Annotated in this window: 20 protein-coding genes; 11 read left to right on the plus strand and 9 right to left on the minus strand. The window is 71.9% G+C overall.

Annotated features, from left to right (window positions below):
* Positions 1-22 precede the first annotated feature (22 nt).
* Positions 23-991 (plus strand): GTPase Era, encoded by a 969-nt coding sequence (gene era / locus ACFUO4_RS13430; RefSeq protein WP_079308283.1) that lies wholly within the window; start codon positions 23-25, stop codon positions 989-991.
* Here the strand turns inward: era and ACFUO4_RS13435 are convergent.
* Complete coding sequence (locus tag ACFUO4_RS13435; RefSeq protein ID WP_079308284.1) at positions 988-1842, minus strand: helix-turn-helix transcriptional regulator; 855 nt, start codon at positions 1840-1842, stop codon at positions 988-990. The genes era and ACFUO4_RS13435 overlap by 4 nt on opposite strands.
* Positions 1843-1962: 120 nt before the next feature.
* Between ACFUO4_RS13435 and ACFUO4_RS13440 the strand changes: the two genes are divergently transcribed.
* Entirely contained in the window at positions 1963-2817 is an 855-nt protein-coding gene (locus tag ACFUO4_RS13440; RefSeq protein WP_383483579.1) for an NAD-dependent epimerase/dehydratase family protein, read from the plus strand.
* A gap of 10 nt (positions 2818-2827) precedes the next feature.
* Here the strand turns inward: ACFUO4_RS13440 and ACFUO4_RS13445 are convergent, their stop codons facing one another.
* From ACFUO4_RS13445 to ACFUO4_RS13460, 4 genes are read right to left on the minus strand one after another with little or no spacing between them, the layout of a single operon-like run.
* A complete protein-coding gene (locus tag ACFUO4_RS13445) occupies positions 2828-4069 on the minus strand; it encodes an MFS transporter (RefSeq protein WP_383483582.1) in 1242 nt (413 codons plus the stop codon).
* Positions 4066-5382, minus strand: coding sequence for a GH1 family beta-glucosidase (locus ACFUO4_RS13450; RefSeq protein WP_383483585.1), 1317 nt, complete (start codon positions 5380-5382; stop codon positions 4066-4068). Before ACFUO4_RS13450 ends, ACFUO4_RS13445 begins: the two co-directional genes overlap by 4 nt.
* Before the next feature lie 46 nt (positions 5383-5428).
* Positions 5429-5695 (minus strand): protealysin inhibitor emfourin, encoded by a 267-nt coding sequence (locus tag ACFUO4_RS13455; protein ID WP_383483588.1) that lies wholly within the window; start codon positions 5693-5695, stop codon positions 5429-5431.
* Between the two features lie 21 nt (positions 5696-5716).
* A complete protein-coding gene (locus tag ACFUO4_RS13460) occupies positions 5717-6790 on the minus strand; it encodes a M4 family metallopeptidase (protein ID WP_383483591.1) in 1074 nt (357 codons plus the stop codon).
* A gap of 344 nt (positions 6791-7134) precedes the next feature.
* Here ACFUO4_RS13460 and leuA point away from each other — a divergent pair, with 344 nt between their 5' ends.
* The 5 genes from leuA to ACFUO4_RS13485 all read left to right on the plus strand — a co-directional run bounded on the left by leuA (position 7135) and on the right by ACFUO4_RS13485 (position 14024).
* A complete protein-coding gene (gene leuA, locus ACFUO4_RS13465) occupies positions 7135-8856 on the plus strand; it encodes a 2-isopropylmalate synthase (RefSeq protein WP_383483594.1) in 1722 nt (573 codons plus the stop codon).
* Positions 8857-9119: 263 nt separating this feature from the next.
* Positions 9120-9815, plus strand: a complete 696-nt coding sequence (locus ACFUO4_RS13470) for a TerB family tellurite resistance protein (RefSeq protein ID WP_383483597.1) — start codon at positions 9120-9122, stop codon at positions 9813-9815.
* 146 nt (positions 9816-9961) lie between these two features.
* Entirely contained in the window at positions 9962-12049 is a 2088-nt protein-coding gene (locus ACFUO4_RS13475) for an MMPL family transporter (RefSeq protein WP_383483600.1), read from the plus strand.
* Positions 12050-12111: 62 nt separating this feature from the next.
* The gene (locus ACFUO4_RS13480) at positions 12112-13359 is read left to right on the plus strand and encodes a sensor histidine kinase (protein ID WP_383483603.1); all 1248 of its coding nucleotides are present in this window, start codon (positions 12112-12114) and stop codon (positions 13357-13359) included.
* On the plus strand, positions 13356-14024 hold the full coding sequence (locus tag ACFUO4_RS13485) for a response regulator (RefSeq protein WP_383483606.1): 669 nt from the start codon (positions 13356-13358) through the stop codon (positions 14022-14024). Before ACFUO4_RS13480 ends, ACFUO4_RS13485 begins: the two co-directional genes overlap by 4 nt.
* A 5-nt stretch (positions 14025-14029) precedes the next feature.
* Here the strand turns inward: ACFUO4_RS13485 and ACFUO4_RS13490 are convergent, their stop codons facing one another.
* Together ACFUO4_RS13490 and ACFUO4_RS13495 are read right to left on the minus strand one after the other, a co-directional pair.
* The gene (locus tag ACFUO4_RS13490) at positions 14030-14965 is read right to left on the minus strand and encodes a dihydrodipicolinate synthase family protein (protein WP_383483609.1); all 936 of its coding nucleotides are present in this window, start codon (positions 14963-14965) and stop codon (positions 14030-14032) included.
* A 21-nt stretch (positions 14966-14986) separates the two neighbouring features.
* Positions 14987-15391 carry an ester cyclase gene (locus tag ACFUO4_RS13495; protein ID WP_383483613.1) on the minus strand — a complete coding sequence of 135 codons (405 nt, stop codon included), beginning with the start codon at positions 15389-15391 and terminating at the stop codon, positions 14987-14989.
* 129 nt (positions 15392-15520) lie between these two features.
* On the opposite strand from ACFUO4_RS13495, the gene ACFUO4_RS13500 reads away from it, so the two are divergent.
* On the plus strand, positions 15521-16204 hold the full coding sequence (locus ACFUO4_RS13500) for a TetR/AcrR family transcriptional regulator (protein ID WP_383483616.1): 684 nt from the start codon (positions 15521-15523) through the stop codon (positions 16202-16204).
* Positions 16191-16631, plus strand: a complete 441-nt coding sequence (locus ACFUO4_RS13505; protein WP_383483619.1) for a protein phosphatase — start codon at positions 16191-16193, stop codon at positions 16629-16631. The genes ACFUO4_RS13500 and ACFUO4_RS13505 overlap by 14 nt, the downstream gene beginning before the upstream one ends.
* Here ACFUO4_RS13505 and bla read toward each other — a convergent pair.
* Entirely contained in the window at positions 16615-17436 is an 822-nt protein-coding gene (bla, locus tag ACFUO4_RS13510) for a class A beta-lactamase (protein ID WP_383485652.1), read from the minus strand. The genes ACFUO4_RS13505 and bla overlap by 17 nt on opposite strands.
* A 184-nt stretch (positions 17437-17620) precedes the next feature.
* Between bla and ACFUO4_RS13515 the strand changes: the two genes are divergently transcribed.
* On the plus strand, positions 17621-18742 hold the full coding sequence (locus tag ACFUO4_RS13515) for an abortive phage infection protein (RefSeq protein WP_383485655.1): 1122 nt from the start codon (positions 17621-17623) through the stop codon (positions 18740-18742).
* A gap of 14 nt (positions 18743-18756) precedes the next feature.
* On the opposite strand, the gene ACFUO4_RS13520 is transcribed toward ACFUO4_RS13515, so the two are convergent.
* On the minus strand, positions 18757-20229 hold the full coding sequence (locus tag ACFUO4_RS13520; protein ID WP_383483622.1) for an alpha/beta hydrolase: 1473 nt from the start codon (positions 20227-20229) through the stop codon (positions 18757-18759).
* A gap of 141 nt (positions 20230-20370) precedes the next feature.
* Here ACFUO4_RS13520 and ACFUO4_RS13525 point away from each other — a divergent pair, with 141 nt between their 5' ends.
* Positions 20371-22971, plus strand: a complete 2601-nt coding sequence (locus ACFUO4_RS13525; RefSeq protein WP_383483625.1) for a DUF6185 family protein — start codon at positions 20371-20373, stop codon at positions 22969-22971.
* Positions 22972-23151: the final 180 nt, after the last annotated feature.

Genomic DNA, 23151 nt, shown 5'->3' on the forward strand with positions numbered 1-23151 from the left:
GGGGGTCTGTGGATCAGGGAGAATGGGCGCCATGAGCGTTCGCAGTCAGTCATCCGAGCCGTCTGAGCCGACCGGGGCTCCCCATCGCGCCGGCTTCGCCTGCTTCGTGGGCCGCCCCAACGCGGGCAAGTCCACCCTCACGAACGCTCTGGTCGGGCAGAAGGTGGCGATCACGGCCAACCAGCCGCAGACGACGCGGCACACCGTGCGCGGGATCGTGCACCGGGAGGACGCCCAGCTGATCCTGGTGGACACCCCGGGGCTGCACAAGCCGCGGACCCTGCTGGGGGAGCGGCTGAACGACATCGTGCGCACGACCTGGGCCGAGGTCGACGTGATCGGCTTCTGCCTGCCGGCGAACGAGAAGATCGGGCCCGGTGACCGCTTCATCGCGAAGGAGCTCGCCGGGATCAAGAAGTCGCCGAAGGTAGCGATCGTCACGAAGACGGACCTCGTCGACTCCAAGGCCCTCGCCGAGCAGCTGATCGCGATCGACCAGCTGGGCAAGGAGCTGGGGATCGAGTGGGCGCAGATCGTGCCGGTGTCGGCGACGGCGAACAAGCAGGTGGACCTGCTGGCCGACCTGCTGGTCCCGCTGCTCCCCGAGGGGCCGGCCCTCTACCCCGAGGGTGACCTCACCGACGAGCCGGAGCAGGTCATGATCGCGGAGCTGATCCGCGAGGCCGCGCTGGAGGGCGTGCGCGACGAGCTGCCGCACTCCATCGCGGTCGTGGTGGAGGAGATGCTCCCCCGCGAGGACCGCCCCGCCGACAAGCCCCTCCTCGACATCCACGCCTTCGTCTACATCGAGCGCCCCAGCCAGAAGGGCATCATCATCGGCCCCAAGGGCAAGCGCCTGAAGGAGGTCGGCATCAAGAGCCGCAAGCAGATCGAGGCACTGCTTGGCACGCCGGTGTTCCTGGACCTCCATGTGAAGGTGGCGAAGGACTGGCAGCGGGATCCTCGGCAGTTGCGGAAGCTGGGGTTCTAGGGGGTTGTCCGCTGGGGGGTGAGGTCCTGCAGGCCCACCACCCGCAGCAGCTCCAGGCGTTCGTACGCCTCTGTTCCCGGGCGGGCTGTGTGGACGACCAGGAGGTGGTGGTGTTCGTGGCTGACCATGACCTCGCAGTCGAGTTCCAGCAGGCCCACCACGGGGTGCACGAAACGCTTCGTGGCCTTGTCGCGCTGGGTCACCTCGTGCTCGTCCCACAGCAGGGCGAACTCGGCGCTCAGGTCGCGGAGTTCGGCCACCAGCGCGGCCGGTTCCGGGTCGTCGGGGCGGGCCGCGGCCACCGCACGCAGGGTGGCGACCTGGGTGCGGGCGTGATCCGCCAGGTCCTCCTCGGGGAAGAGCGTCCGCGCGGCCGGGTCCAGGAAGAACCGCCGGACCAGGTTGCGGTCCCGGCGCGGCCGGGACATCACGTCACCCACCAGCGCCTTCGCCATCGCGTTCTGGGCCAGCACCTCACCGCAGTCGTTCACCACCTGCGCCGGGGTGTCGTGCAGCCGGTCGAGGATGAGCAGCAGGCCGGGGCGGACGTGCGCCGACGCCGTCTCCCGGCGTGGGGGTTCCTCGCCCACCAGGTGGAACAGGTGGTCCTGCTCGACGTCCGTGAGGCGCAGCGCCCGCGCCAGTGCCGTCAGCATCTGGCGGGACGGGCGCGGGCCGCGGGACTGTTCCAGGCGCGTGTAGTAGTCCACGGACATGCCCGCGAGCGACGCCACCTCCTCCCGCCGCAGGCCGGGCGTACGGCGCCTCGCCCCCGGCGTCAGGCCCACGTCCGACGGGGTCAGGCGGGCGCGGCCACGGCGTAGGAAGTCCGCCAGTTCGGGTCGGTTCACCCCTCCAGCCTGCGGCACCGCGCTCTCCTTATCCAGGGACTGCCGGTCCCCCGATCGAGAGGTCTCTCCCGCACGCCACGAACCCGGCCGAGGCTGGTCACCGACGAGAGGAGCACAAAGATGCTGACGTTGGTGACAGGGACGACCGGGCAGGTCGGCCGACGGTTCGTGCCCCGGCTGCTGGCCCAGGCCCGGCCGGGCGAGAGGGTGCGGGTGCTCGTGCGGGACGCCGGCCGCGGGGAACCCTTCGCCGAGCTGGGCGCCGAGGTCGTGGTCGGCGATCTGCGGGACGCCGAGGCGCTCGGCAAGGCGGTCGCCGGCGTGGACGTGGTCGTGAACGTCGCGGCCGCCTTCCGCGGCGTACCGGACGAGGAGTGCCGGGCCGTCAACCACGACGCCGCAGTGCAGCTGGGGCGGGCCGCGCTCGCGGCCGGGGTGGGGCGGTTCGTGCAGGTCAGCACCGGCCTGGTGTACGGCACCGGACGCGGGCGTCCGCTGACCGAGGACGACGAGAGCCGGCCCGGCGGGGGGATGTGGGGCGCCTACCCCGAGTCCAAGGCGCGGGCGGAGCGGGAACTGCTCGCGATGGACGGGCTGGACGTACGCGTCGCCCGCCTCCCCTTCGTGTACGGCGAGGGCGACCCCCATCTCGCCCAGTCCCTGATGTGGGCCAAGCACTGGGCGGCCACCCAGCGCCTGCACATGGGCCACCACGTGGACGTCGCCCAGGGCCTGCTGCGCATCCTGCACGCACCGGGCATCGCGGGCCGGATCTACAACATCGCCGACGACGCCCCCGTCACGGCGGTGGAGCTGCACCAGCTGAACGGCGCCGAGGTCCCGCCGGAGCTGCACGAGCGGACCGACCCCGACCCGTGGCTGGTGCTCATGTCGACGGAACGGATCCGAAGGGAGCTGGGGTACCGGCCGGTGTATCCGTCGGTCTACGCGGCCAGGGACGCCGGAGCGCTGTGACGGGGGCGCTCTAGTCCACGCCCCTTATCCGGTCGACGAACACCGCCCCCGCCAACCCGATCACCGCCGCGACCAGATACAGCACCCGGTAGCCGCCGAGGTGCGTCACGATCGGCGCGGCCACGGCGGGGGCGGCGACCTGGGGGAGGGCGTTGGCGACGTTGATGACGCCGAGGTCCTTGCCGCGGTCCAGGGCCTTCGGCAGGACGTCCGTCATCAGCGCGAAGTCGACCGACATGAACACCCCGAGGGCCAGACCCAGCAGCGCCGCCACCACGATCGCGCCGGTCCAGGTCTGCCAGGCCGCGAGCAGCGCCGTGGCCGCCGCCATCAGCGCCCCGGACCAGCGCACGAACGGTTTGCGGCGGCCCACCCGGTCCGACCACACCCCGCCGACCACCACCGTGCCCAGCAGCGTCACGCTGTTCACCGCGGTGAGGATCAGGACGCCCTGCTCCGGGTCGTCGTGGTGGAGGCGGTCCCGGAGGTAGTAGAGGAGGTAGAGGATCACCAGCGCGTTGCTGAGGTTGATCAGGAACCGGGTCAGCCAGGCCCAGCCGAAGTCCGGGTAGCGGCGGGGGCTCAACCAGAATCCGCGGGCGAAGGAGCGGCCGTGCCACGGCGGACGGTCCGCCGCCGGCAGCCGCAGGTCCGGATACCGGAGCACGTACGGCAGGACGCCCGCCAGCGCGAACACCGCGCACGCCGCATACCCCGCCGCGATCCCGCCCGCCGCCGTCGCCAGCCCCGTACCGGCCACCGCGCCCAGGACCTGCGCCGCCCCCAACCACCCGCCCACCGAACCGCGTTGCAGCCGCGGTACCCGGTCCGGCACGGCCGCCGTCACCGCCGCGAAGGACGCGTTCAGGGTCAGCTGGACCAGGCACCAGCCCAGCGTCATCAGCCACAGCCCGCCCGCGCCCGCGAGCAGGAGCAGGGACAGGAACCCGCCGCCCGCTCCGGCCACGATCCACGGCGTACGGCGGCCCCAGCGCGCCGTCGTCCGGTCCGACAGGGCGCCGAAGAACGGGTTGGCGGCCAGGGACACCACCGCGCCGGCGCCCGTCACCCACGCCAGCAGCGTCTCCTTCGACATGCCGGTACCGGGCGCGAAGTCCTCCGCCTGGCGGGCCAGCAGGATCTGCAGCGGGCCGTACCAGCCCACCCAGATCGCCACGTTGGCGAGCGAGAGGGCCGCCGTCCAGCCCCGGCCGACCCGCTCCACGGGCTCGTCCAGGGCCGTCGTCGTCACCTCTGGGCCCGCAACAGGGACTGGTACCAGGCGTAGGAGTCCTTCTTGGTCCGCTCCTGCGTCGTGAAGTCCACGTGCACCAGGCCGAACCGCTGCGCATAGCCCTCGGCCCACTCGAAGTTGTCCATCAGCGACCACACGAAGTAGCCCCGGACGTCGACGCCCGCCTCCACCGCCCGGTGCAGCGCGCGCACATGGCTGTCGAGGTAGTCGATCCTGGCGCGGTCGTGCAGGCCCTCGTACGAGCAGCCGTTCTCCGTGATGACCACGGGCGGGAGCCGGTCGCCGTAGCGGGTGTGGAAGGTCGTCAGGAGTTCCGTCAGGGCCTCCGGGACCACCGGCCAGCCGAAGTCCGTGACCGGGACGTCCTCGATCTCCTGGACGGAGAAGGGGAGTTCGGCCGGGATCGTCAGCCCGCCGAACTCGATGTCCTCGCCCTGCGGGGCGCCCACCTTGGTCGGCGCGTAGTAGTTGACGCCGTAGAAGTCCAGCGGCTCGGAGATGACCTTGAGGTCTGACGCCACGTCGCCCGGCATCAGGTCGCCCAGCCCGTCCGGGTATTCGCCCAGCAGGATCGGCTCGGCGAACAGCCGGTTGAGCAGCAGGTCGTAGAACGCCGCCGCCTCCAGGTCCGGCTGCTCCTGCGAGGCGGGCCAGGTCGGGCCGTGGGAGTTGGCGATGCCGATGTCCGCGGCGCCGGAGGCGCGCAGGGCCTGGACGCCGAGACCGTGGGCGAGGAGCAGATGGTGGGCGACCGGCAGCGCGTCGAACATCAGCCGCTTGCCGGGGGCGTGGGCGCCCAGCGCATGACCGAACAGGGTGTGTTCGGCGGGCTCGTTGATCGTGATCCACTTCTGCACCCGGTCACCGAGCCGCTCGGCGACGACCGCGACGTACTCCGCGAAACGCGCCGCTGTGTCCCGCTCCAGCCAGTCGAGGCCGACCGGCAGGTCCCAGTGGAACAGGGTCGGGACCGGGCGGACGCCCGCCGCGCAGAGCTCGTCGACCAGCCGGTCGTAGAAGTCCAGGCCGCCGGGGGCGTTCACCCTCGGCCAGGAGACCGAGAAGCGGTACGCGTCCACGCCCAGGTCGGCCAGGAGCGCCACGTCCTCGCGGTAGCGGTGGTAGTGGTCGCAGGCCGTCGCCGCCGTCGAGCCGTCCTTCACCCGGCCCGGCTCGGCGGTGAACGCGTCCCACACGGAGGGCTCGCGCAGCTCCGTCGCGCCCTCGATCTGATGGGCCGAGGTCGAGACGCCCCAGAGGAAGCCGGCCGGAAACTCGGGTATCGCGTTGGTCGCCATGGGCGGGATCATCCTTACCGGCGGTAAGGGAAGTCAACGCCCCAGCGTGAACTGCCCGTTACGCTCCTTCCTTCAGGACCCGCGAGATCAGCTCCCGCTGCTCCTCGGTGAGCCGGGGGTCGGCCGCGTAGACCGTCCTCCCGTCCACCGTGATCTCGTAGCTGAACCCGTCGGGGACCCCGACGGGCGGGATGTGCCGCCCGTCGGAGACCGCCTTCTCGGCCAGGGCTCGCCATTCGGGTGCGTCGGGCCGCCCCGAGGTGTCCACCTCGGCGCTGCGCTCGATGCCCGCGAATCCGCCCGTGCGCCTCACTCGAATACGCATGGGACCGTGTGTAGTACGGATTTACGCCGTGCGCACCCCGACCTGCTCCCACGCCTTCAGCACGGCCTGGAGTTCCTCGCCCTCCTGGTAGCGGGCCTTGGCCGCCGCCACCGTCAGCGTCGCGAAGTCCGTGAACAGCGCGTCCTTCTTCAGCTGCCCGCCGGTCAGCACGTCGTACCAGATCTGCCCCGCCCGCTCCCAGGCGTGGCCGCCGAGGGTGGTGGCGACGATGTAGAACGCGTGGTTGGGGATGCCGGAGTTGATGTGGACGCCGCCGTTGTCGCGGCCGGTGCGGACGTAGTCGTCCATCGTCGCGGGCTGCGGGTCCTTGCCGAGGACGTCGTCGTCGTACGCCGTGCCCGGCTCCTTCATGGAGCGCAGTGCCTTGCCCGTGACGCGCGGGGCGAGCAGGCCCGCGCCGATCAGCCAGTCGGCCTCGGCGGCGGTCTGGCCGAGGGTGTACTGCTTGATGAGGGAGCCGAAGACGTCGGACATCGACTCGTTGAGCGCGCCGGACTGGCCGAAGTAGGTCAGGTTGGCGGTGTACTGCGTGACGCCGTGGGTGAGTTCGTGGCCGATGACGTCGATCGGGATGGTGAAGTCGAGGAAGATCTCGCCGTCCCCGTCGCCGAACACCATCTGCTCGCCGTTCCAGAAGGCGTTGTTGTAGTCCCGGTCGTAGTGGACCGTCGCGTCGAGCGGGAGGCCGCTTCCGTCGATGGAGTCGCGTGCGTAGGCGTTGAGGTACAGCTCGAAGGTGGCGCCGAGGCCCGCGTAGGCGCGGTTGACCGTGGCGTCCTTGCCGGGTTCCGAGCCCTCGGCGCGGACCTTCTTGCCGGGCAGCTCGGTGCGGTGCCTGGCGTCGTAGAGGGTGCGGTGCGGCTTGCCGGCCTCCGCGCCGAGCGGCGCGGCGACGGACGGGGCGCCGATGACCGTGGTCAGACGGCGGTGGGTGCGCTCGAAGGCGTCGCGCTCCAGGGTCTTGCGCGCGGGATCGGCGAGCGCGGGGTCCTCGGCCTGGGCCAGCTTGTCGAGGACGTGCGGCGGTACGACGGTGCAGAAGACGGGCTCGAAGCCCCCGTTGGTCTTCGTCATGCCCGGCACCCTTGCACTGCGTTATTCCGGTGTCACTACCCGCAACCATGATTGGTGAAATATGCGGACAGGGAGCGGCACGCTCCGTGACGAAGTGGTATGACGACGTGGCGTGGCGCACTTTTTGTCCGGTTCCCTGGTTATTCGTCGCCCGGGTCCCGCATGCTGATACAGCGCCCCGCATCCGAACCGGCTCGGCTAGCATGCTTCGCATCATGCGTTTCGGGCTGCTTCTTCTTAGCTGCCGCGGCGAGGGCCTGTAGTCCAGGTCGACTCCCTCCCCGCGGAGCTTGGCGTTGCGTCGTCGGCCGTCCTTCCGGACACCCTGAGGAGCCCGAGTCATCATGGCGAACCGCCAGCAGCCCAGCAGCATGCCGATCCACAAGTACGGCCGGTACGACCAGGTCGACATCCCGGACCGCACGTGGCCGGACAACCGGATCACCGTCGCGCCCCGCTGGCTCTCCACCGACCTGCGTGACGGCAACCAGGCCCTGATCGACCCCATGTCGCCCGAGCGCAAGCGCCGGATGTTCGACCAGCTGGTCAAGATGGGCTACAAGGAGATCGAGGTCGGCTTCCCGGCCTCCGGCCAGACGGACTTCGATTTCGTCCGCTCGATCATCGAGGAGCCGGGCGCGATCCCGGACGACGTCACCATCTCCGTACTGACCCAGGCCCGCGAGGACCTGATCGAGCGGACCGTCGAGTCCCTGAAGGGCGCCAAGCGCGCGACCGTCCACCTGTACAACGCCACGGCCCCCGTCTTCCGCCGGGTCGTCTTCCGCGGCTCCAAGGACGACATCAAGCAGATCGCCGTCGACGGCACGCGCCTGGTCATGGAGTACGCGGAGAAGCTGCTGGGCCCCGAGACCGAGTTCGGCTACCAGTACAGCCCCGAGATCTTCACCGACACCGAGCTGGACTTCGCCCTGGAGGTCTGCGAGGCGGTCATGGACGTCTACCAGCCGGGCCCGGGTCGCGAGATCATCCTCAACCTGCCCGCCACGGTGGAGCGTTCGACCCCGTCCACGCACGCGGACCGCTTCGAGTGGATGAGCCGCAACCTGTCGCGCCGCGAGTACGTCTGCGTCTCCGTCCACCCGCACAACGACCGCGGTACGGCGGTGGCGGCGGCCGAGCTGGCGCTGATGGCCGGCGCCGACCGCGTCGAGGGCTGTCTGTTCGGACAGGGCGAGCGCACCGGCAACGTCGACCTGGTCACCCTGGGCATGAACCTGTTCTCCCAGGGCGTCGACCCGCAGATCGACTTCTCCGACATCGACGAGATCCGTCGCGTGTGGGAGTACTGCAACCAGATGGAGGTCCACCCGCGCCACCCGTACGTGGGCGACCTGGTCTACACGTCCTTCTCCGGCTCCCACCAGGACGCCATCAAGAAGGGCTTCGACGCGATGGAGGCCGACGCGGCCGCCAAGGGTGTCACGGTGGACGACATCGAGTGGGCCGTGCCCTACCTGCCGATCGACCCCAAGGACGTGGGCCGTTCGTACGAGGCCGTCATCCGCGTCAACTCGCAGTCCGGCAAGGGCGGTATCGCGTACGTCCTGAAGAACGACCACAAGCTGGACCTGCCGCGCCGGATGCAGATCGAGTTCTCGAAGATCATCCAGGCCAAGACGGACGCCGAGGGCGGCGAGGTCACCGGGTCCGACATCTGGGCCGTCTTCCAGGACGAGTACCTGCCGAACCCCGAGAACCCGTGGGGTCGGATCCAGGTCAAGAACGGGCAGTCGACCACCGACACGGACGGCGTGGACACGCTGAAGGTGGAGGCCACGGTGGATGGTGTCGACACCGTGCTGACCGGTACCGGCAACGGTCCGATCTCGGCCTTCTTCGACGCGCTGGCCAAGGTCGACATCGACGCCCGGCTGCTGGACTACCAGGAGCACACGATGAGTGAGGGTGCGTCCGCGCAGGCCGCGTCGTACATCGAATGCGCGATCGACGGCAAGGTGCTGTGGGGGATCGGGATCGATGCGAACACGACGCGAGCGTCGCTCAAGGCGGTTGTGTCTGCCGTGAACAGGGCTGCGCGCTAAGAGGGTGCCTCGCGGGGTGGTGTGGCGGGTGCGGCGCCGTTGTGGCTGGTCGCGCAGTTCCCCGCGCCCCTAGGCCATCTTCCCCGCCGGCGTTTCCAGGTCCCCGTCCGCTGTCGTCCAGCGGGCGGGGCCCGTTTGTTTTCGGCCATCTCCTCGTGGAGGTCACGGAAAGGTCTCGTCCAGGGTGCTGACTGGGGGTCTCCGATGTGGCTAACATCACGCCAGCGCGGCGATGTTGCCGTGCGGTTACGCGGAGGTGTGACGTGCTGCCAGGACGGGGACGAAACGACCGTGTCGTCAGGCCTGCGCGCATGCTGGGCACGCGTACCGCATGGACGCCCGTGGGCGACGGGGAGTTCTTCTGCCCAGGCTGCGGCGGGGACCGCAACTACCAGCGGCTGACCGGCCGCCGCCGCTTCACCCTCCTCGGTGTTCCGGTGCTGCCGCGCGGTGAGACCGGGCCGGTCGTCGAATGCGCGGCCTGCTGCCGCCACTTCGGCACCGACGTCCTCGACCATCCGACCACCACCCGCTTCTCCGCGATGCTCCGCGACGCCGTCCACACCGTCGCCCTCGCGGTCCTCGCCGCGGGCGGCACCTGTTCGCGTACGGCGCTGGAGGCGGCCGCCGCCACGGTCCGCGCCGCCGGGTTCGACGACTGCACGGAGGACCAGCTCGGCGCGCTGGTGGAGGCGCTGGCCGCCGACACCGGGCGGGTCTTCGGCGAGCCCTGCGGGGCGGGGCTGGCGATAGAGCTGCACGAGGCGCTGGACCCGCTGGCACCGCATCTGGCACCGGCCGGGCGGGAGTCGATCCTGCTCCAGGGCGCCCGGATCGCCCTGGCCGACGGGCCCTACACCCCCGCCGAGCGCGATGCGCTGGCCACGGTCGGCGCCGCCCTCACCATCTGCGCCGACGACGTCACGCGGCTGCTGGCCGCGGCGCGGACACCGTCGTAAGCCCCGCAGTACTCCCCAGGGAGTAATCGGGGGCCCGTACCGCCCTGCGTAGTAACCCCCAACTCGCCCTTCCGCGCGACGATTCGAGGTCCCCGCGCCGGGAGTCTGGACACGACCCAGACATCCGACCGGAGGGAGGCCCGTCGATGGGGGCCGCAAGGACATCCGCACGACGACGGCGTGCCGTGCCCTGGGTGCTGCTCGGGCTGTGGATCGCCGTGCTGGCGATCGCCTCGCCGTTCGCCTCGAAGCTCGCCGACGTCCAGCACGACCGGGCCGTCGACTATCTGCCCGCGAGCGCCGACTCGACGCAGGTCGCCAGGATCCAGGACCGGCTGCCGGGTGGCGAGGCCACCGAGATGGTCGTCGTCTACCACCGCGACAGCGGACTGACCGCCGCCGACAAGGCCACCGCCGCCCGGCAGATCGAGCGGATCGCCGGGGCGCACCAGCTCACCGGCAGGCCTCAGGGCGTCCCCTCCAAGGACGGCACCACCCTGATGTACCCGGTGGCGAGCACCGAGCCGGGCACCGACGAGAAGGCCCGCGACGCGCTCGTCGACGACGTACGGGACATCGCGCACGGCGAGGGCGGTCTGAGCGTCGACGTGGGCGGCGCGGGGGCGCTCCAGACCGACGCCGCCGAGGTCTACAACGCGCTCGGCGGGCCGCTGCTCTACACCACGGCCGGGGTCGTCGCGCTGCTGCTGATCCTGATCTACCGCAGCCCGGTCCTGTGGCTGGTGCCCCTCGTCGTCGCCGGCCTCGCCGACTATCTGTCGATGGGCGTGGCCTACGGCGTCCACCAGGCGTTCGGCACCGCCGTGACCGGCGCGAGCTCCGGCATCATGACGATCCTCGTGTTCGGCGCGGGCACCGACTACGCACTGCTGCTCGTCTCCCGGTACCGCGAGGAGCTGCGGCGCTTCGAGCGGCCGTACGACGCGATGGCCGCCGCGCTCAAGGGCTGCGGCCCCGCGGTGCTGGCGTCCTCCGGCACGGTCGCGGCGGGCCTGCTGTGCCTGCTCGCCGCCGATCTCAACTCCAGCCGCGGCATGGGGCCGCTCGGCACGGTCGGCATCCTGTGCGCGCTGGCCGCCATGCTGACCCTGCTGCCCGCGGTTCTGGTGCTGCTCGGCCGCCGCGTCTTCTGGCCGCTCGTGCCGCGCTACGGCAGCACGCCCAAGGCCCGCCGGTCGCTGTTCGCGGCGATGGGCAGCTCCGCCGAGCGGCGGCCCCTGGCCGTCCTCGCCTCCGGCGCGGTCCTGCTGGGAGCGCTGGCGCTCGGGGTGCTGAACCTGCCCGGCGCCCTCAAGCAGGAGGACTCCTTCACCACGAAGCCTGACGCGGTCGCCGCCATGGAAACCCTGGCCGAGGCCTACCCCGAGCAGGGCACCCAGCCGCTCACCGTCCTCGCCCCCACCGACCGGGCCGACACCGTGCTCGGCGAGGTCCGGGACACCCGGGGTGTCGCCTCGGCGGAGCGCGGGCGCAGCGGGGACGGCTGGACGGAGATCTCGGTCACCACGACCGCCGCACCCCAGTCGGCGGGCGAGACGGCGACCATCGAGGCCCTGCGCGACCGCCTCGACGACGCGCTGGTCGGCGGCGCCAGCGCCCAGCAGCTCGACCTCGCCGACACCAACGCCCGTGACCGCATGATCGTCGTACCGCTCGTCCTCGTCTCCGTCCTGCTGATCCTGGTCGCGCTGCTGCGGTCGCTGGTCGCGCCGCTGATCCTGGTCGGCGCGGTGGTCGCGGTGTGGGGCGCTGCGCTCGGCATCGGCGGGCTGGTCTTCGGGCCGGTCTTCGGCTTCGAGGGCACGGACCCGGGGCTCGGCCTGCTGTCCTTCGTCTTCCTGGTGGCACTCGGCGTCGACTACGGCATCTTCCTGATGCACCGGATGCGGGAGGAGTCGCTGAACGGCACCGAACCGGTGGCGGCGGCGCTGACCGCGCTGCGCACGACCGGCGGCGTCATCGCCTCCGCCGGCCTGGTCCTCGCCGCGACCTTCGCGGTGCTCACCAACATGCCGCTGGTCAGCCTCGTCGAGCTCGGCTTCGTCATCGCCGTCGGCGTCCTGCTCGACACCTTCCTGGTCCGCACCTACCTGGTGACCAGCGCCGCCGTCGCACTGCGCCGCAAGGTGTGGTGGCCGGGCGCCCTGTCCCGCGACCCCGGGCCGCCGGCCCCGCCGAAGGAGCCGGAGCCCGTAGTGGCGGTGACGCACTGAACGGAACCGACCGGCGCCCCTCCTCTCCCGGAGGGGCGCCGTCCCGTCGGAGGATGACCCCCATGCACCCCACCACGACCCCGGTGCGGCCACGCCTCGGCGAACGCGTCACGGCGACGCTCACCCGCGACCCCAGGACCGCGCCGCACGCCACCCGCAACGACGCGGTGCTGGCGGCCGTCCTCGCCGGCCTCGCCGCGGTCCTGGCGGCCTTCACCGACACGCTCCGCCACCCGGACGCCCTGGGCTGGACCCTTCTCCTCGCCGCCCACGTGCCGCTGGTGTGGCGCCGGCGGCGGCCGCTGCTGGTGCTGGCCGCGGTGGTGGTGCTCGTCATCCCCTACCACGCCCTCGACAACAACCACGGCGCACCCGTCCCCGCCTCGCTCGTCGCGCTCTACACGGTCACCGTCACCCAGCGCCCCGCCCGCTCGATCCTGGTCGGCGCCGCGGGCCTCGCCGTCTCCCTGACCGTGATGCTCACCTTCGGCGACCACAAACAGGCCTCCGACCTGGTGCGCATCTACGGCTGGGTGCTGGCCGTCCTCTTCATCGGCATCGACGTCCGCTACTACCGCCAGTACGTCGCCTCCCTCGTCGAACGCGCCGAGCGGGCCGAACGCACCCGCGAGGAGGAGGCGCGGCGCCGGGTCGCGGAGGAGCGCCTGCGGGTCGCCCGCGACCTGCACGACCTCCTCGCCCACACCATCACCCTCATCGGCGTCCAGACCTCGGTGGCCGCGCACGTCCTGGCCGCCGACCCCGAGCGCCTGGACCGGGAGACGATCGCCAAGGCACTCAACGACATCGCCGACACCTGCCGCACCGCCCGCGGCGAACTGCGCACGACGCTGGAGGTGCTGCGCGAACAGGGCGCCGCCGGGGAGACGCGCGGCCCGCTGCCCGGCCTCGACGGCGTCCCCGACCTGGTGGAGGCGGCACGGCTGGCGGGCGCGCGGGTCACCCAGACGGTACGGACGGGCGAGACGACCCCGCCCGCCGTGGGGGCAGCGGCCTACCGCATCGTCCAGGAGGCACTGACCAACGCGGTGCGGCACGCGGGGGCGGAGCCGGTGGTACGGGTGGAGGTGTACGAGGAGCAGGGCGCCCTGCGGCTGGCGGTCACGGACGACGGGGCGGGGGACACGGGTGCCGGCGGTTCTTCGGACGGCGGCGGATTCGGGCTGGTCGGGATGCGGGAGAGGGCCCGCAGCGTGGGTGGCACACTCGACGCGGGGCCGCGGGCCGGGGGCGGTTTCGAGGTGACGGCGGTGCTGCCGCTGCGGGGTGCTCTGGAGGGGGCCGGATGACGATCCGCGTACTGCTTGCGGACGACCAGACGCTCGTACGGGCCGCGTTCGCGATGCTCGTCGAGTCGGCGGGGGACATGGAGGTCGTGGGCGAGGCCGGTACCGGCCGGGAGGCGGTGGAACTGGCCCGGGGCGCGTGTGCCGACCTGATCGTGATGGACATCCGGATGCCGGACCTCGACGGCATCGAGGCGACCCGGCTGATCGCGGCGGACCCCGACCTGGCCGGGGTGAAGGTGCTGGTCCTCACGACGTACGACACGGACGAGAACATCGTGGAGGCGCTCCGGGCGGGGGCGTCCGGGTTCCTGGTGAAGGACACGAGGCCGGCGGAGCTGCTGGAGGCCATCCGGACGGTGGCGGCGGGGGAGTCGCTGCTGTCACCCGGGCCGACCGCGCGGTTGATCGCGCGTCTGCTGAGCAGCCCGACCGCGGCGACGCCGGTGTCGGGTGGGCCGGAGTGCCTGTCCGAGCGGGAGCGGGAAGTGCTGACGCTGGTGGGGCGGGGGCTCAACAACGCCGAGATCGGGGAGGCGTTGGGGCTGAGCCCGCTCACCGCGAAGACTCATGTCAGCCGGATCATGGGGAAGTTGGGGGCGCGGGACCGGGCGCAGTTGGTGATCGTGGCGTACGAGTCCGGGATGGTGACGCCCGGGGGCGTGTAGGCGTCCTACAGCAGCCCCGCCCCCGCCAGGAACTTCCCCACCTCGGCGACCTCCGCCACCGACAACCCCACTTGAGGCTCGGCCGTCGCGGGGCAGTCGATGACCCCGCGGAGGTACAGCGCGGCCTTGAACGCCCCCAGGGCCGCCGAGGATTCCCCCATCCGCCTGCGGTCCCCGGCCCGCACCATCCCGAACAGGCCGCACAGGCGCTCCTGTTCGGTGCGGGCCGCGGCCCAGTCCCCGGCGCGGCACAGCTGGTACAGGCGGACGTACCCCTCGGGGTCCACGTTCGCCAGGCCCGGTACCGCGCCGTGGGCGCCCGCCGCCAGGGCCGAGTCGACGAGCAGTTCGGAGCCCGTGAGGGCGGCGAAGCCGGCGAGGTCGCAGTGGCCGCGCAGCCCCCGCAGGACGTCACGGAAGCCCGCCAGGTCGCCGCTGGAGTCCTTCAGCCCCGCCAGCACGCCGTCCGCCGCAAGCTCCAGGACCACGTCTGCCGGCAGCTTGGTGTGGACGCCGCCGGGGAGGTCGTACGCGATGACCGGGACCTCGCTTTCCGCCGCGAGGAGGCGGTAGTGGCGGGCGATCTCCGCCGGGTGGGTGCGGGTGTAGAAGGGGGCTGTGGCCACCACCGCGTCCGCCCCGGCCGCCACCACCCGCGCCACCTGCTCCCGCACCCGCGGCGTCGTCATGTCGATGACCCCGGCCAGCACCGGCAGCCGCCCGCCGACATGCCCCGTCACCGCCTGCACCACCACCTCCCGCTGCCCGTCCGTGAGGTAGGCCGCCTCGGACGACGTACCGAGCACGAACAGGCCGTGCACCCCGGCCTCCAGCAGGTGGTCGACCAGGCGGAGCAGCGAGGGGACGTCCACCTCGCCGTCCGGCGTCAGCGGGGTGCACACGGGTGGTACGACGCCGGTCAGCGGGGCGGGGACGGTCATCGAGGCTCCCTGTCGTCGGTGCTACACGGGCGGCGCGGTCAGCTGGGCCGCGATCGCCCCGCCGTCCAGCCACACGTTCTCGCGGGAGATCTTCCCCTCCTTGAACTCGAAGACATGCAGCATCCGGAAGGTGATCCGGCGGTCGTTGCCCGGAATGCCCATGAACTGGCCGGTCACCACGGCGGTGATGAAGTCCTCGGTGATCGCGGCGTCGTCGGCGTAGTACGTGTGGGTGCGCTCCGCCTTCTCGACGCGGAGGTCCTTCACCAGCTGGTGGTAGCGGTCCAGGGCGGCCTCGACGCCGTGGATCGGGTCGCCCGGGAAGCCGACGACGTCATGCTCGACGTCCTCGGTGTAGACGGAGACCGCGCGCTGCGGGTCGCCGTGCTCCTCGGCCAGCATGTGCGTGCCGATCAGGCTTTCCATTTCGGCAGGTGTGACGGTGCCCATCGGGGCACCCCCTCTCACTCATGCCGTGACCCGCGGCCACGGCCCCCGTTGATGAGACAGTGCTACCGTAATGAGAAGAGTTTCTCACGACAAGAGGGGATTCGCATGACGGAGGGGCGCACCGGAAGCGCGACCGGCGCGACCGGAGGGCTTGCGCGCGGTGGATCGTCCGAGGGGCGGCGCAACCAGAAGCTGCGCACGCGCCGGGCGCTCGTCGACGCCGCCGTCACCCTGGTCCGCGAGGGCAGGCCGGTCACCATCGCCGACGCCGCCGAGGTCGCCCAGGTGTCGGTCGCCACCGCCTACCGGTACTTCTCGCACCCGCAGGACCTGCTGCGCGAGACCCAGAGCGCGGCGCGGGCCTTCGAGGCCGTCGCCGAGCTGCCGGACGATCCCGCCGAGCGCCTCGACCAGCTCGTCTCCCGCGTCGCCGGCGTCCAGCTCGACGACGAGGCGGTGTGGCGGGCGGTGCTGCGCTCCTCGCTGGAGCGCTGGACCCCGTCCGGCGCCGGTGAGCTGGACGAGTCCGACGGCACCCCCATCCGCAACCGCTTCCGCCTCGATCTCACCCGCACCGCCCTCGAACCCCTCGCCGGCACCCTCCCGCCCGACCTCCACCGCCGCCTCCTCATGGCCGTCACCCTCGTCTACGGCGTCGAGGCCCTCATCACCACCCGCGATGTCTGCGAACTCGACCCCACTGAGGCCAAGGACGTGATGCGCTGGGCGGCGGGCGCGCTGCTGGAGGCGGCGCTGCGGGAGGCGGAGGAACAGGGTGAGCGAGGCTGAGTGGGGCCAGGACGACATCGGCGTACTGAGGCTGCCGTCCGGCCGGCTCGTCCGGGGCCGCGGGCTGCGGCACCCCCTCCCACCGGGGGCGACCCCCTCGTACGGCCTTTACCTCCTCGGCCACCGACCGCCGCCCGTCCCCTGGGAGTCGCGCTGGCTGCGCTGGCCCGACTTCCGGCTGCCCGCCGATCGTGCGGACGCCCGCGACGCGCTCACCGAGGTGTGGGAGCGGGCCGCGGGCGAGCGCGTCGAGGTCGCCTGCGGGGGCGGACGCGGGCGTACGGGGACGGCGCTGGCGTGTCTGGCCGTGCTGGACGGCGTACCGCCGGGTGAGGCCGTCGCGTACGTCCGTGCGCACTACCACCGGGGCGCCGTGGAGACGCCGTGGCAGGGGCGTTATGTGCGGCGGTTCAGGCCGGACCGGTGAGGGTGTCCGCCAGCAGGGCCGCCGTGTCGCGGATCAGTACGTCGTCCCGGGCGGCGTCCTGCTCGGGCAGGGTCGACAGGACGGCCAGCAGGAGCGGGGTGCCGTCCTCGGTCCAGGCGATGCCGACGTTGTTGTTGGTGCCGTAGGAACCGCCGCCCGTCTTGTCGGCGACCGTCCACGTCCTCGGCAGACCGGCGCGCAGGCGGGTGCCGCTCGTGGTGTTGCCGCGCAGCCAGTGGGTGAGCAGGGCGCGGTCGGGGCCGTCGAGGGCGTCGCCGAGGACCAGCCGGCCGTACGTCCGGCCGATCGCGTACGGGCTCGTCGTGTCCGTGATCCGCCAGGGCTCGGCCGAGTTGAGCTCCGTCTCCCAGCGGTCCAGGCGGGTCACCCGGTCGCCGAGGGAGCGGGCGAAGCGGGTGAGGGCGGTGGGGCCGCCGAGTTCGCGCAGCAGGAGGTTGCCGGCGCCGTTGTCGCTGAAGGTGATGGCCACCTCGGCGAGTTCGGCGACCGTCATGCCGTCGGCGAGGTGCTCCCGCGTCTTGTCGGAGCCCTCCTTCGGCAGGTCGGCGTCCGTGTAGTGGATACGGCGGGACAGGAACTCGCCGTCGCGGTCGAGATCGCGCAGCACGGCGGCGGACGCGAGCGTCTTGAACAGCGAGCACATGGGGAAGAGTTCGCCGGCGCGGTACCGCACGGTCCGGCCGGTGGCGATGTTCCGGGCGAACACGCCGAGCCGGGCCCCGTGTTGAGCCTCCAGCTCGCGCAGGCCCTCGGGGGCGGCGGCGTGGGCGGGTGCGCTCGTCATGAGGGCGGCGGCGGTGGCAGCGGTCAAGAGGGTTCGGCGGGCTAAGATCGCGCTCTCCTTCGGTCGGTGGGGCGTTGACGATCTCTGCAGTGATCGACGCCGTACGTCATCCCTTGGTTGCGGGCTCGTAGACCATCGGCGGACGGCGGTGCGGGCGCGGGGCCGCCACAGTGGCCGTATGGAGATGACCAGGAAGACCGAGGGGATCAGCCGGGCGCGGTTCCTGGCGGGAGCGGCGGCGATCGGGGTGGCGCTGCCCTCGGGGGCCGCCGCGGCGGTCGAGAAGGGACCGGCCCGCAAGGGACTGACGCGCCGCGGTGTCGTCTACACCGTCGGCGCGGGGGAGACGCCGGCCACCGCCTGGAGCACCGCCCGGATGCGGCGTGACCTCCGTGCCGTCCGCGACGACCTGCACGCGAACACCGTCGACGTCACCGGCGACGGCGTCGAACGCCTCACCTCGACCGCCGCCGAGGCCGCCGGACTCGGTCTGCACGTCTGGCTCCAGCCGACCCTCGGTGACGTCCCGGAGCGGGACATCCTCGAACACCTCGCGGAGACGGGCCGGTTCGCGGAGCGCCTGCGACGGCAGGGGGCGAGCGTCGACTTCAGCGTGGGCTGCGAGTTCTGGCTGTTCGTGCCCGGGATCGTCCCCGGGGACGACGTGTTCGAGCGCATCGAGAATCTCCAGAGCGGGAACCTCGACCGGGCGGCGATGCAGCGCCGGCTCGCCCGCTTCACCGCGAAGGCGGCACGGCTCGGCCGCAGGGTCTTCCACGGCCGCCTCAGCTACGCCTCCGCCCCGGAGATCGACCAGGTCGACTGGGACCTCTTCGACATCGTCGGCGTCGACTACTACTCGTACTTCCCCCGACGCTCCGACCACGTACGGGAGTTGCGGCGGTACCTGCGCCACGGCAAGCCGCTCGCCATCACCGAGTTCGGCACCTGTGCCTACCGTGGCGCGCCGGAGACGGACGGCATGGGCTGGGACATCGTCGACCACCGCAAGACGCCCGAGGAGATCAGGGATCCGGTCCCGGTCCGCAGCGAGCGCACCCAAGCCGCCTACCTCACCGACCTGTTGGACGTCTTCGAGTCGATGGACCTCTACGCGGCGATGGTCTTCGAGTTCCTCACCGCGGACGCCCCGCACCGCCCCGGCGACCCGCGCCACGACCTCGACCTGGCGAGCTACGGCATCGCCAAGGCGATCCAGGACCGCCCCGGCGATCCCGGCTCGCCCTGGCACTGGGAGCCGAAGGCGGCGTTCCATGCCGTGGCCCGCGCCTATGGGAGGCGCTGACGCCGTCAGGGCGGTCAGCGGCAGTAGAGGTCGGCGGCGGGGCGCTTGCCCGTCGTCAGGAAGCGGGTCACCGCCGCGTCCCCGCAGGCGTTGCCGTTGTCGAGGTAGGCGTCGTGGCCCGTGGAGTCCACGGTCACCATGACCGCCCGCCGTCCGAGCGCCGCACGGAGCTTCCGGGCGCCGCCCACGGGGGTGGCGACGTCCCGTTCGTTCTGCACGAGGAGGACGGTGGAGGGGCCGCGGTCGGTGATCACCGTCGGCGGCTCCTGCGGCGGGTAGGGCCAGGCCGCGCAGACCATCGCGTTGCGGGGCATGCCGGCGGTCAGCGGGAACTCGGCCCGGCTCTCCTCGACTCCCTTCTGGTAGACGGCCGTTGACGTCGGCCAGGCCACGTCGTTGCAGAGCGTCCCGGCGCCGACTGCGGAGACGTTCTGGAGGACGGCGTCGGGCGGCGAGGCCGGCGCGGGCGGCACCGTGCCCTTCTCGGCGGCCAGCATCAGCTGCGCGAGCGCGGGGAAGTCGTCGGGGTCGTAGAGGCTGCTCAGCATGGCCTGGCGCAGCATGTTGCCGTTCAGCTCGGCCGGGTTGGCGCCGGGCCACGGGAGAGGCTCGCGGTCCAGGCGCGCCGCGAGCTCCAGGAACCTCGGGCGCACCTCGGCGGCCGTCGCGGCGACGCGGTACGGATTACCGGGCGCGGAGGCCCACCGGGCGAACTCGGGGAAGGTGTCCTCGACGCCCTGCTCGTGCCCGGCGAGCCAGGCGCGGGCGACCCGGGTGGGGTCGGGGTCGTCGTTGCTGTCCAGCACGAACCGGTCGGTGCGGCCCGGGAACATCTCGGCGTAGACGGCCCCCACGTACGTCCCGTACGACACGCCCCACGCGGAGATCCGCCGCTCGCCCAGCGCGGCCCGCAGCCGGTCCAGGTCGCGGGCCTCGTTGCGGGTGCTGAGGTGCTTGAGCAGCTCACCGCCGTTGCGCTGGCAGGCCTCGGCCATCCGCCGGGCGGTCGCCATGTTCGCGTCCACGGAGCCGTCCGCGGCGGGCCAGGGGCGTGACGCGGTCAGCGAGAGGTCGCGACGCTCCAGCCCGCAGTCGACGGAGGTGGAGGGCGCGAGCCCGCGCGGCGCGAACCCGATCAGGTCGTAGGCGTCGCGCACCTCCTGCGGCAGCTTCTGCCCCTTCCCGGAGGGGTCGTCGAGGCTCGACCCGCCGGGCCCGCCGGGGATCAGGAACAGGGCCCCGCGCCGGGCGGCGGGCTTCTCGCTCACGATCCGCGAGACGGCGATCCCGATGCGCGGACCACCGGGATCGGCGTAGTCCATGGGCACGTCGAGCACGGCGCACTGCTGACGCGGATCGAGACCGGTGCCCACGCACTTCCCCCATTTCAAGGCGGGCGCGGCGGACGCGGTGAGGGGTGTGAGAGCCCCGAAGACGATCCCGGAGGCGACGGTGATCCGGACGAGGGACTTGGTCAGCTGCTTCATGCCGATGAGCCTTCCGGATCTTCACGCCCGCCCCCATCCGGCCAACTGCCTTGTCCTCGCGGGGGTTTACCCCAGTGATCGGCTACGGGCAATGCCATCCGGCGCTTGCGGGTATACATGGGGGCGGGGAGGGGACGGGGGATGCGTAAGTTTCTGCTGCCGGTGTTCGTGCTGGGACTGATCATGGCGTTCTTGTCGGCCGGGGCCGGGACGGCGTCGGCCGAGGAGGCGGACCGGTGCGAGTCCCGGGCGTTGCGGGCCGCCGAGGTCACCAGCTCGGTGCGGATCAAGCACGACGGCGAGGACTACACACGGGCCGAGGCCGACATGGTCGTGAAGGTGCCGAAGTCCTGGCCGCTCTCCGACGATCTGCTGCTCAACGGGGACGCGGCGGCCTACCGGGCAGCGATGCGGTGTCTGGTGCACGACACCGACGACGACTACCCGTACCGCGACACCGAGTGGCGGCCCTGGCCGCCCCGGGTGACAGTCGGCGTGCAGACCATCACGGTGAAGTACCGGGCCGTCAGCTCCGTGGACAGCCCGACCCAGCGCTGGTTTGGCCCCTGGCGCATCACACCGGGCAAACGGCTGTGGACACTCTCGCTGGAACGCCCGCCGGCGCTCGCGCAGTCCTGGTGGCGAGAGATCTCCGTCGACCTCGGCAACCGCGGTGCGCGGGACATCTGGCCGATGCCCACCAAGGGCTCGGCGAACGAACTGACCTGGACCTGGGCCAAGTCCGACATGCCGATGCCGGCGCTGTGGGTGCGGATGCAGCCGCCGGCCTCCAAGGCACTGGCCATTCGCTGGGAGGAAGGCGCCCGCTGGTATCTGTTGCGGTCCGTCACCTGGGTCTCCTGGGACCTCGTCCTGTTCCCCGTGGCCCTCTTGCTGATCCGGCGGCTGTCCCGGTCACCGGCCCCCGCCCTTCGGACCCCCGCTGAGGCGGCCACCCGGCGCAACCTGCTGCTGTGGGTCTGGCTGATGTTCGTCATGTCGCTGCTGTTCGAGCTGGCGGACGATCTGCCCCGACTGTCCACCTGGTGGGACAGCCATCGCGTCGCCTGGAACCTCGTGCTCGGCACGGTTTTCGGCATCCTGCCGTCCCTGTTCGGCAGGCCTCAGGTCGCTGCCCGGGTGGCCGTCTCGGTGGCCGGCGCGTATCCCGTCGTGGTGGCGGTGCGCCCCGGCTGGTTCGGCCTGCCCGCCGACTTTTGGCTCGACCAGACGATCACCGACGAGGTCGTGCGGGCGGAGCGGACGGGTGGGTTCTGGTGGCTCGGGCTCGCCTGCGTCTGCGTCGCCTTCGTCTGGATGGTGGGCGGGGTGTCGGCTCTCCGGCGAATCAGGGCAGGGGTGGAGGTCCAGAACACCGCGACGCCGCCGCGCGGCACCTTTCCCTGGTGGGTCCTTCCGGTCTGCGTGGTCGGCGCAGTGGTTCTGCCCGCCCTGGCCCTGTGGGCCGCACACAACTCCTGGTCCCAGACGACCTGGTTGAGCACCCGGGACGACTTCTGGGAGCTGTGGCGCTTCGTCTACCACTACAACCAACTGGCCTGGTTCCCCTCCGACCTGTCCCTCTGGTGGTTCGTGACAGTGTGCTGGTGGTACGGCCTGGCCGCGGCGCTCCTCGCGGTCCTCGCCGCCCGCGCGGCGGCTCCCCACGACGAGCCGGTCGCTCCCGAGGGGACGACGCTCCTCGTCCTCGCCCTCTTCTCCTTCCAGTTCGTCTGGCCCACGCCGGGCTGGTACGTCGGCCTGTGGCTGTCCCCCCTCACCGTGCCGGCCACCCTCCTGACCGGCTTCCTGCTGCTGGCTCTCGGCCGGCGCCGTGCAGTGCTGTGGCAGAAACCGTTGCCGAACCAGCCGGACAAAATGCTGCGGCACGCGATGCGGGAGTCCGACCGGAGCTGGCTGGTCGAGTCCGCCCGCACTTACCGGGACCTCCATTCACGGCTGCGCCGGCTGGAGCAGGGCGACCCGGACGGCAAGCGGCAGGAGTTAGAACAGGAACTCGACGCCCTGCACCACTGGAACCCGCCCGGTGCCACCGCCCCGTTCGCCGGCGTCCGGCTGCCCGAGTCGGTGGATGTCGTGGAACTCGCCCTCGCCTGGGGGCCGCGCGCGACCTGGTGGCAGAACGCCTGCCGCGCCGCCCTGCTCACCGCGCTGATCGCACTGCCCGCCAACGCGGTCTCGTTCTGGGCGGACAACATCCGGGGGTCGTTGTGGGACAGCGTGACCAGGGACGAGCTCGGCATCGTCGGACTACTCGCCAACGCGGCCAGCCTGGAATTCTGGGCAGCCGCCCTCGGCTTCGTCCTCGGCGCGCTGTGGCGTGTGCTGCCCGGCCGCCGCGGACCCGCCAAGGCCCTGGGCCTGTTCCTGGTGTACGCCGTCCCCGTCGCCGCCCACTGGATGCTCACCCGGGCGATGGGCCAGGCCTTCGGCACCTGGGCCCTCGATCTGGCGCTGACCCTGCTCATCCTCACCGTGACGGGCGTGGTCATGGACATCGACACGTTCCGTCAGGAGGGCATCTACTGGCCGACCAAGGCGTCCCTGCTGCTGTCGATCTACCAGCTGCGCACGGCCTCGGTGCAACTGGCCTTTCTCGTCGCCCAGGTGGTGGCCCTCGTCGGCCTCTGGCAGCAACTGAAGGGCAACGACCCCATGATCCTCATCCAGCCGGGCGAGGCCACCGACAAGTCGGGTGGCCCCGACGCCTCGAACCCTTGATCCGCACCGGCGGCCCACAGACTCCTGCTGAGTGTAGGGAAACCCGCCCGCCCCGGAGAGGTGAAGCGTGAAATCCGGGGGAGCCGGGGAGGCACCTGAGTGAGCGCACAGTGGCGTGTCGTGTCGAAGGAGTGAGGGAGCCGGTGAAGGGATTGCGGGCGGCGTCGGAGAAGCTCCGGG

The sequence above is a fragment of the Streptomyces sp. NPDC057280 genome (assembly GCF_042668605.1).
Classification (GTDB): domain Bacteria; phylum Actinomycetota; class Actinomycetes; order Streptomycetales; family Streptomycetaceae; genus Streptomyces.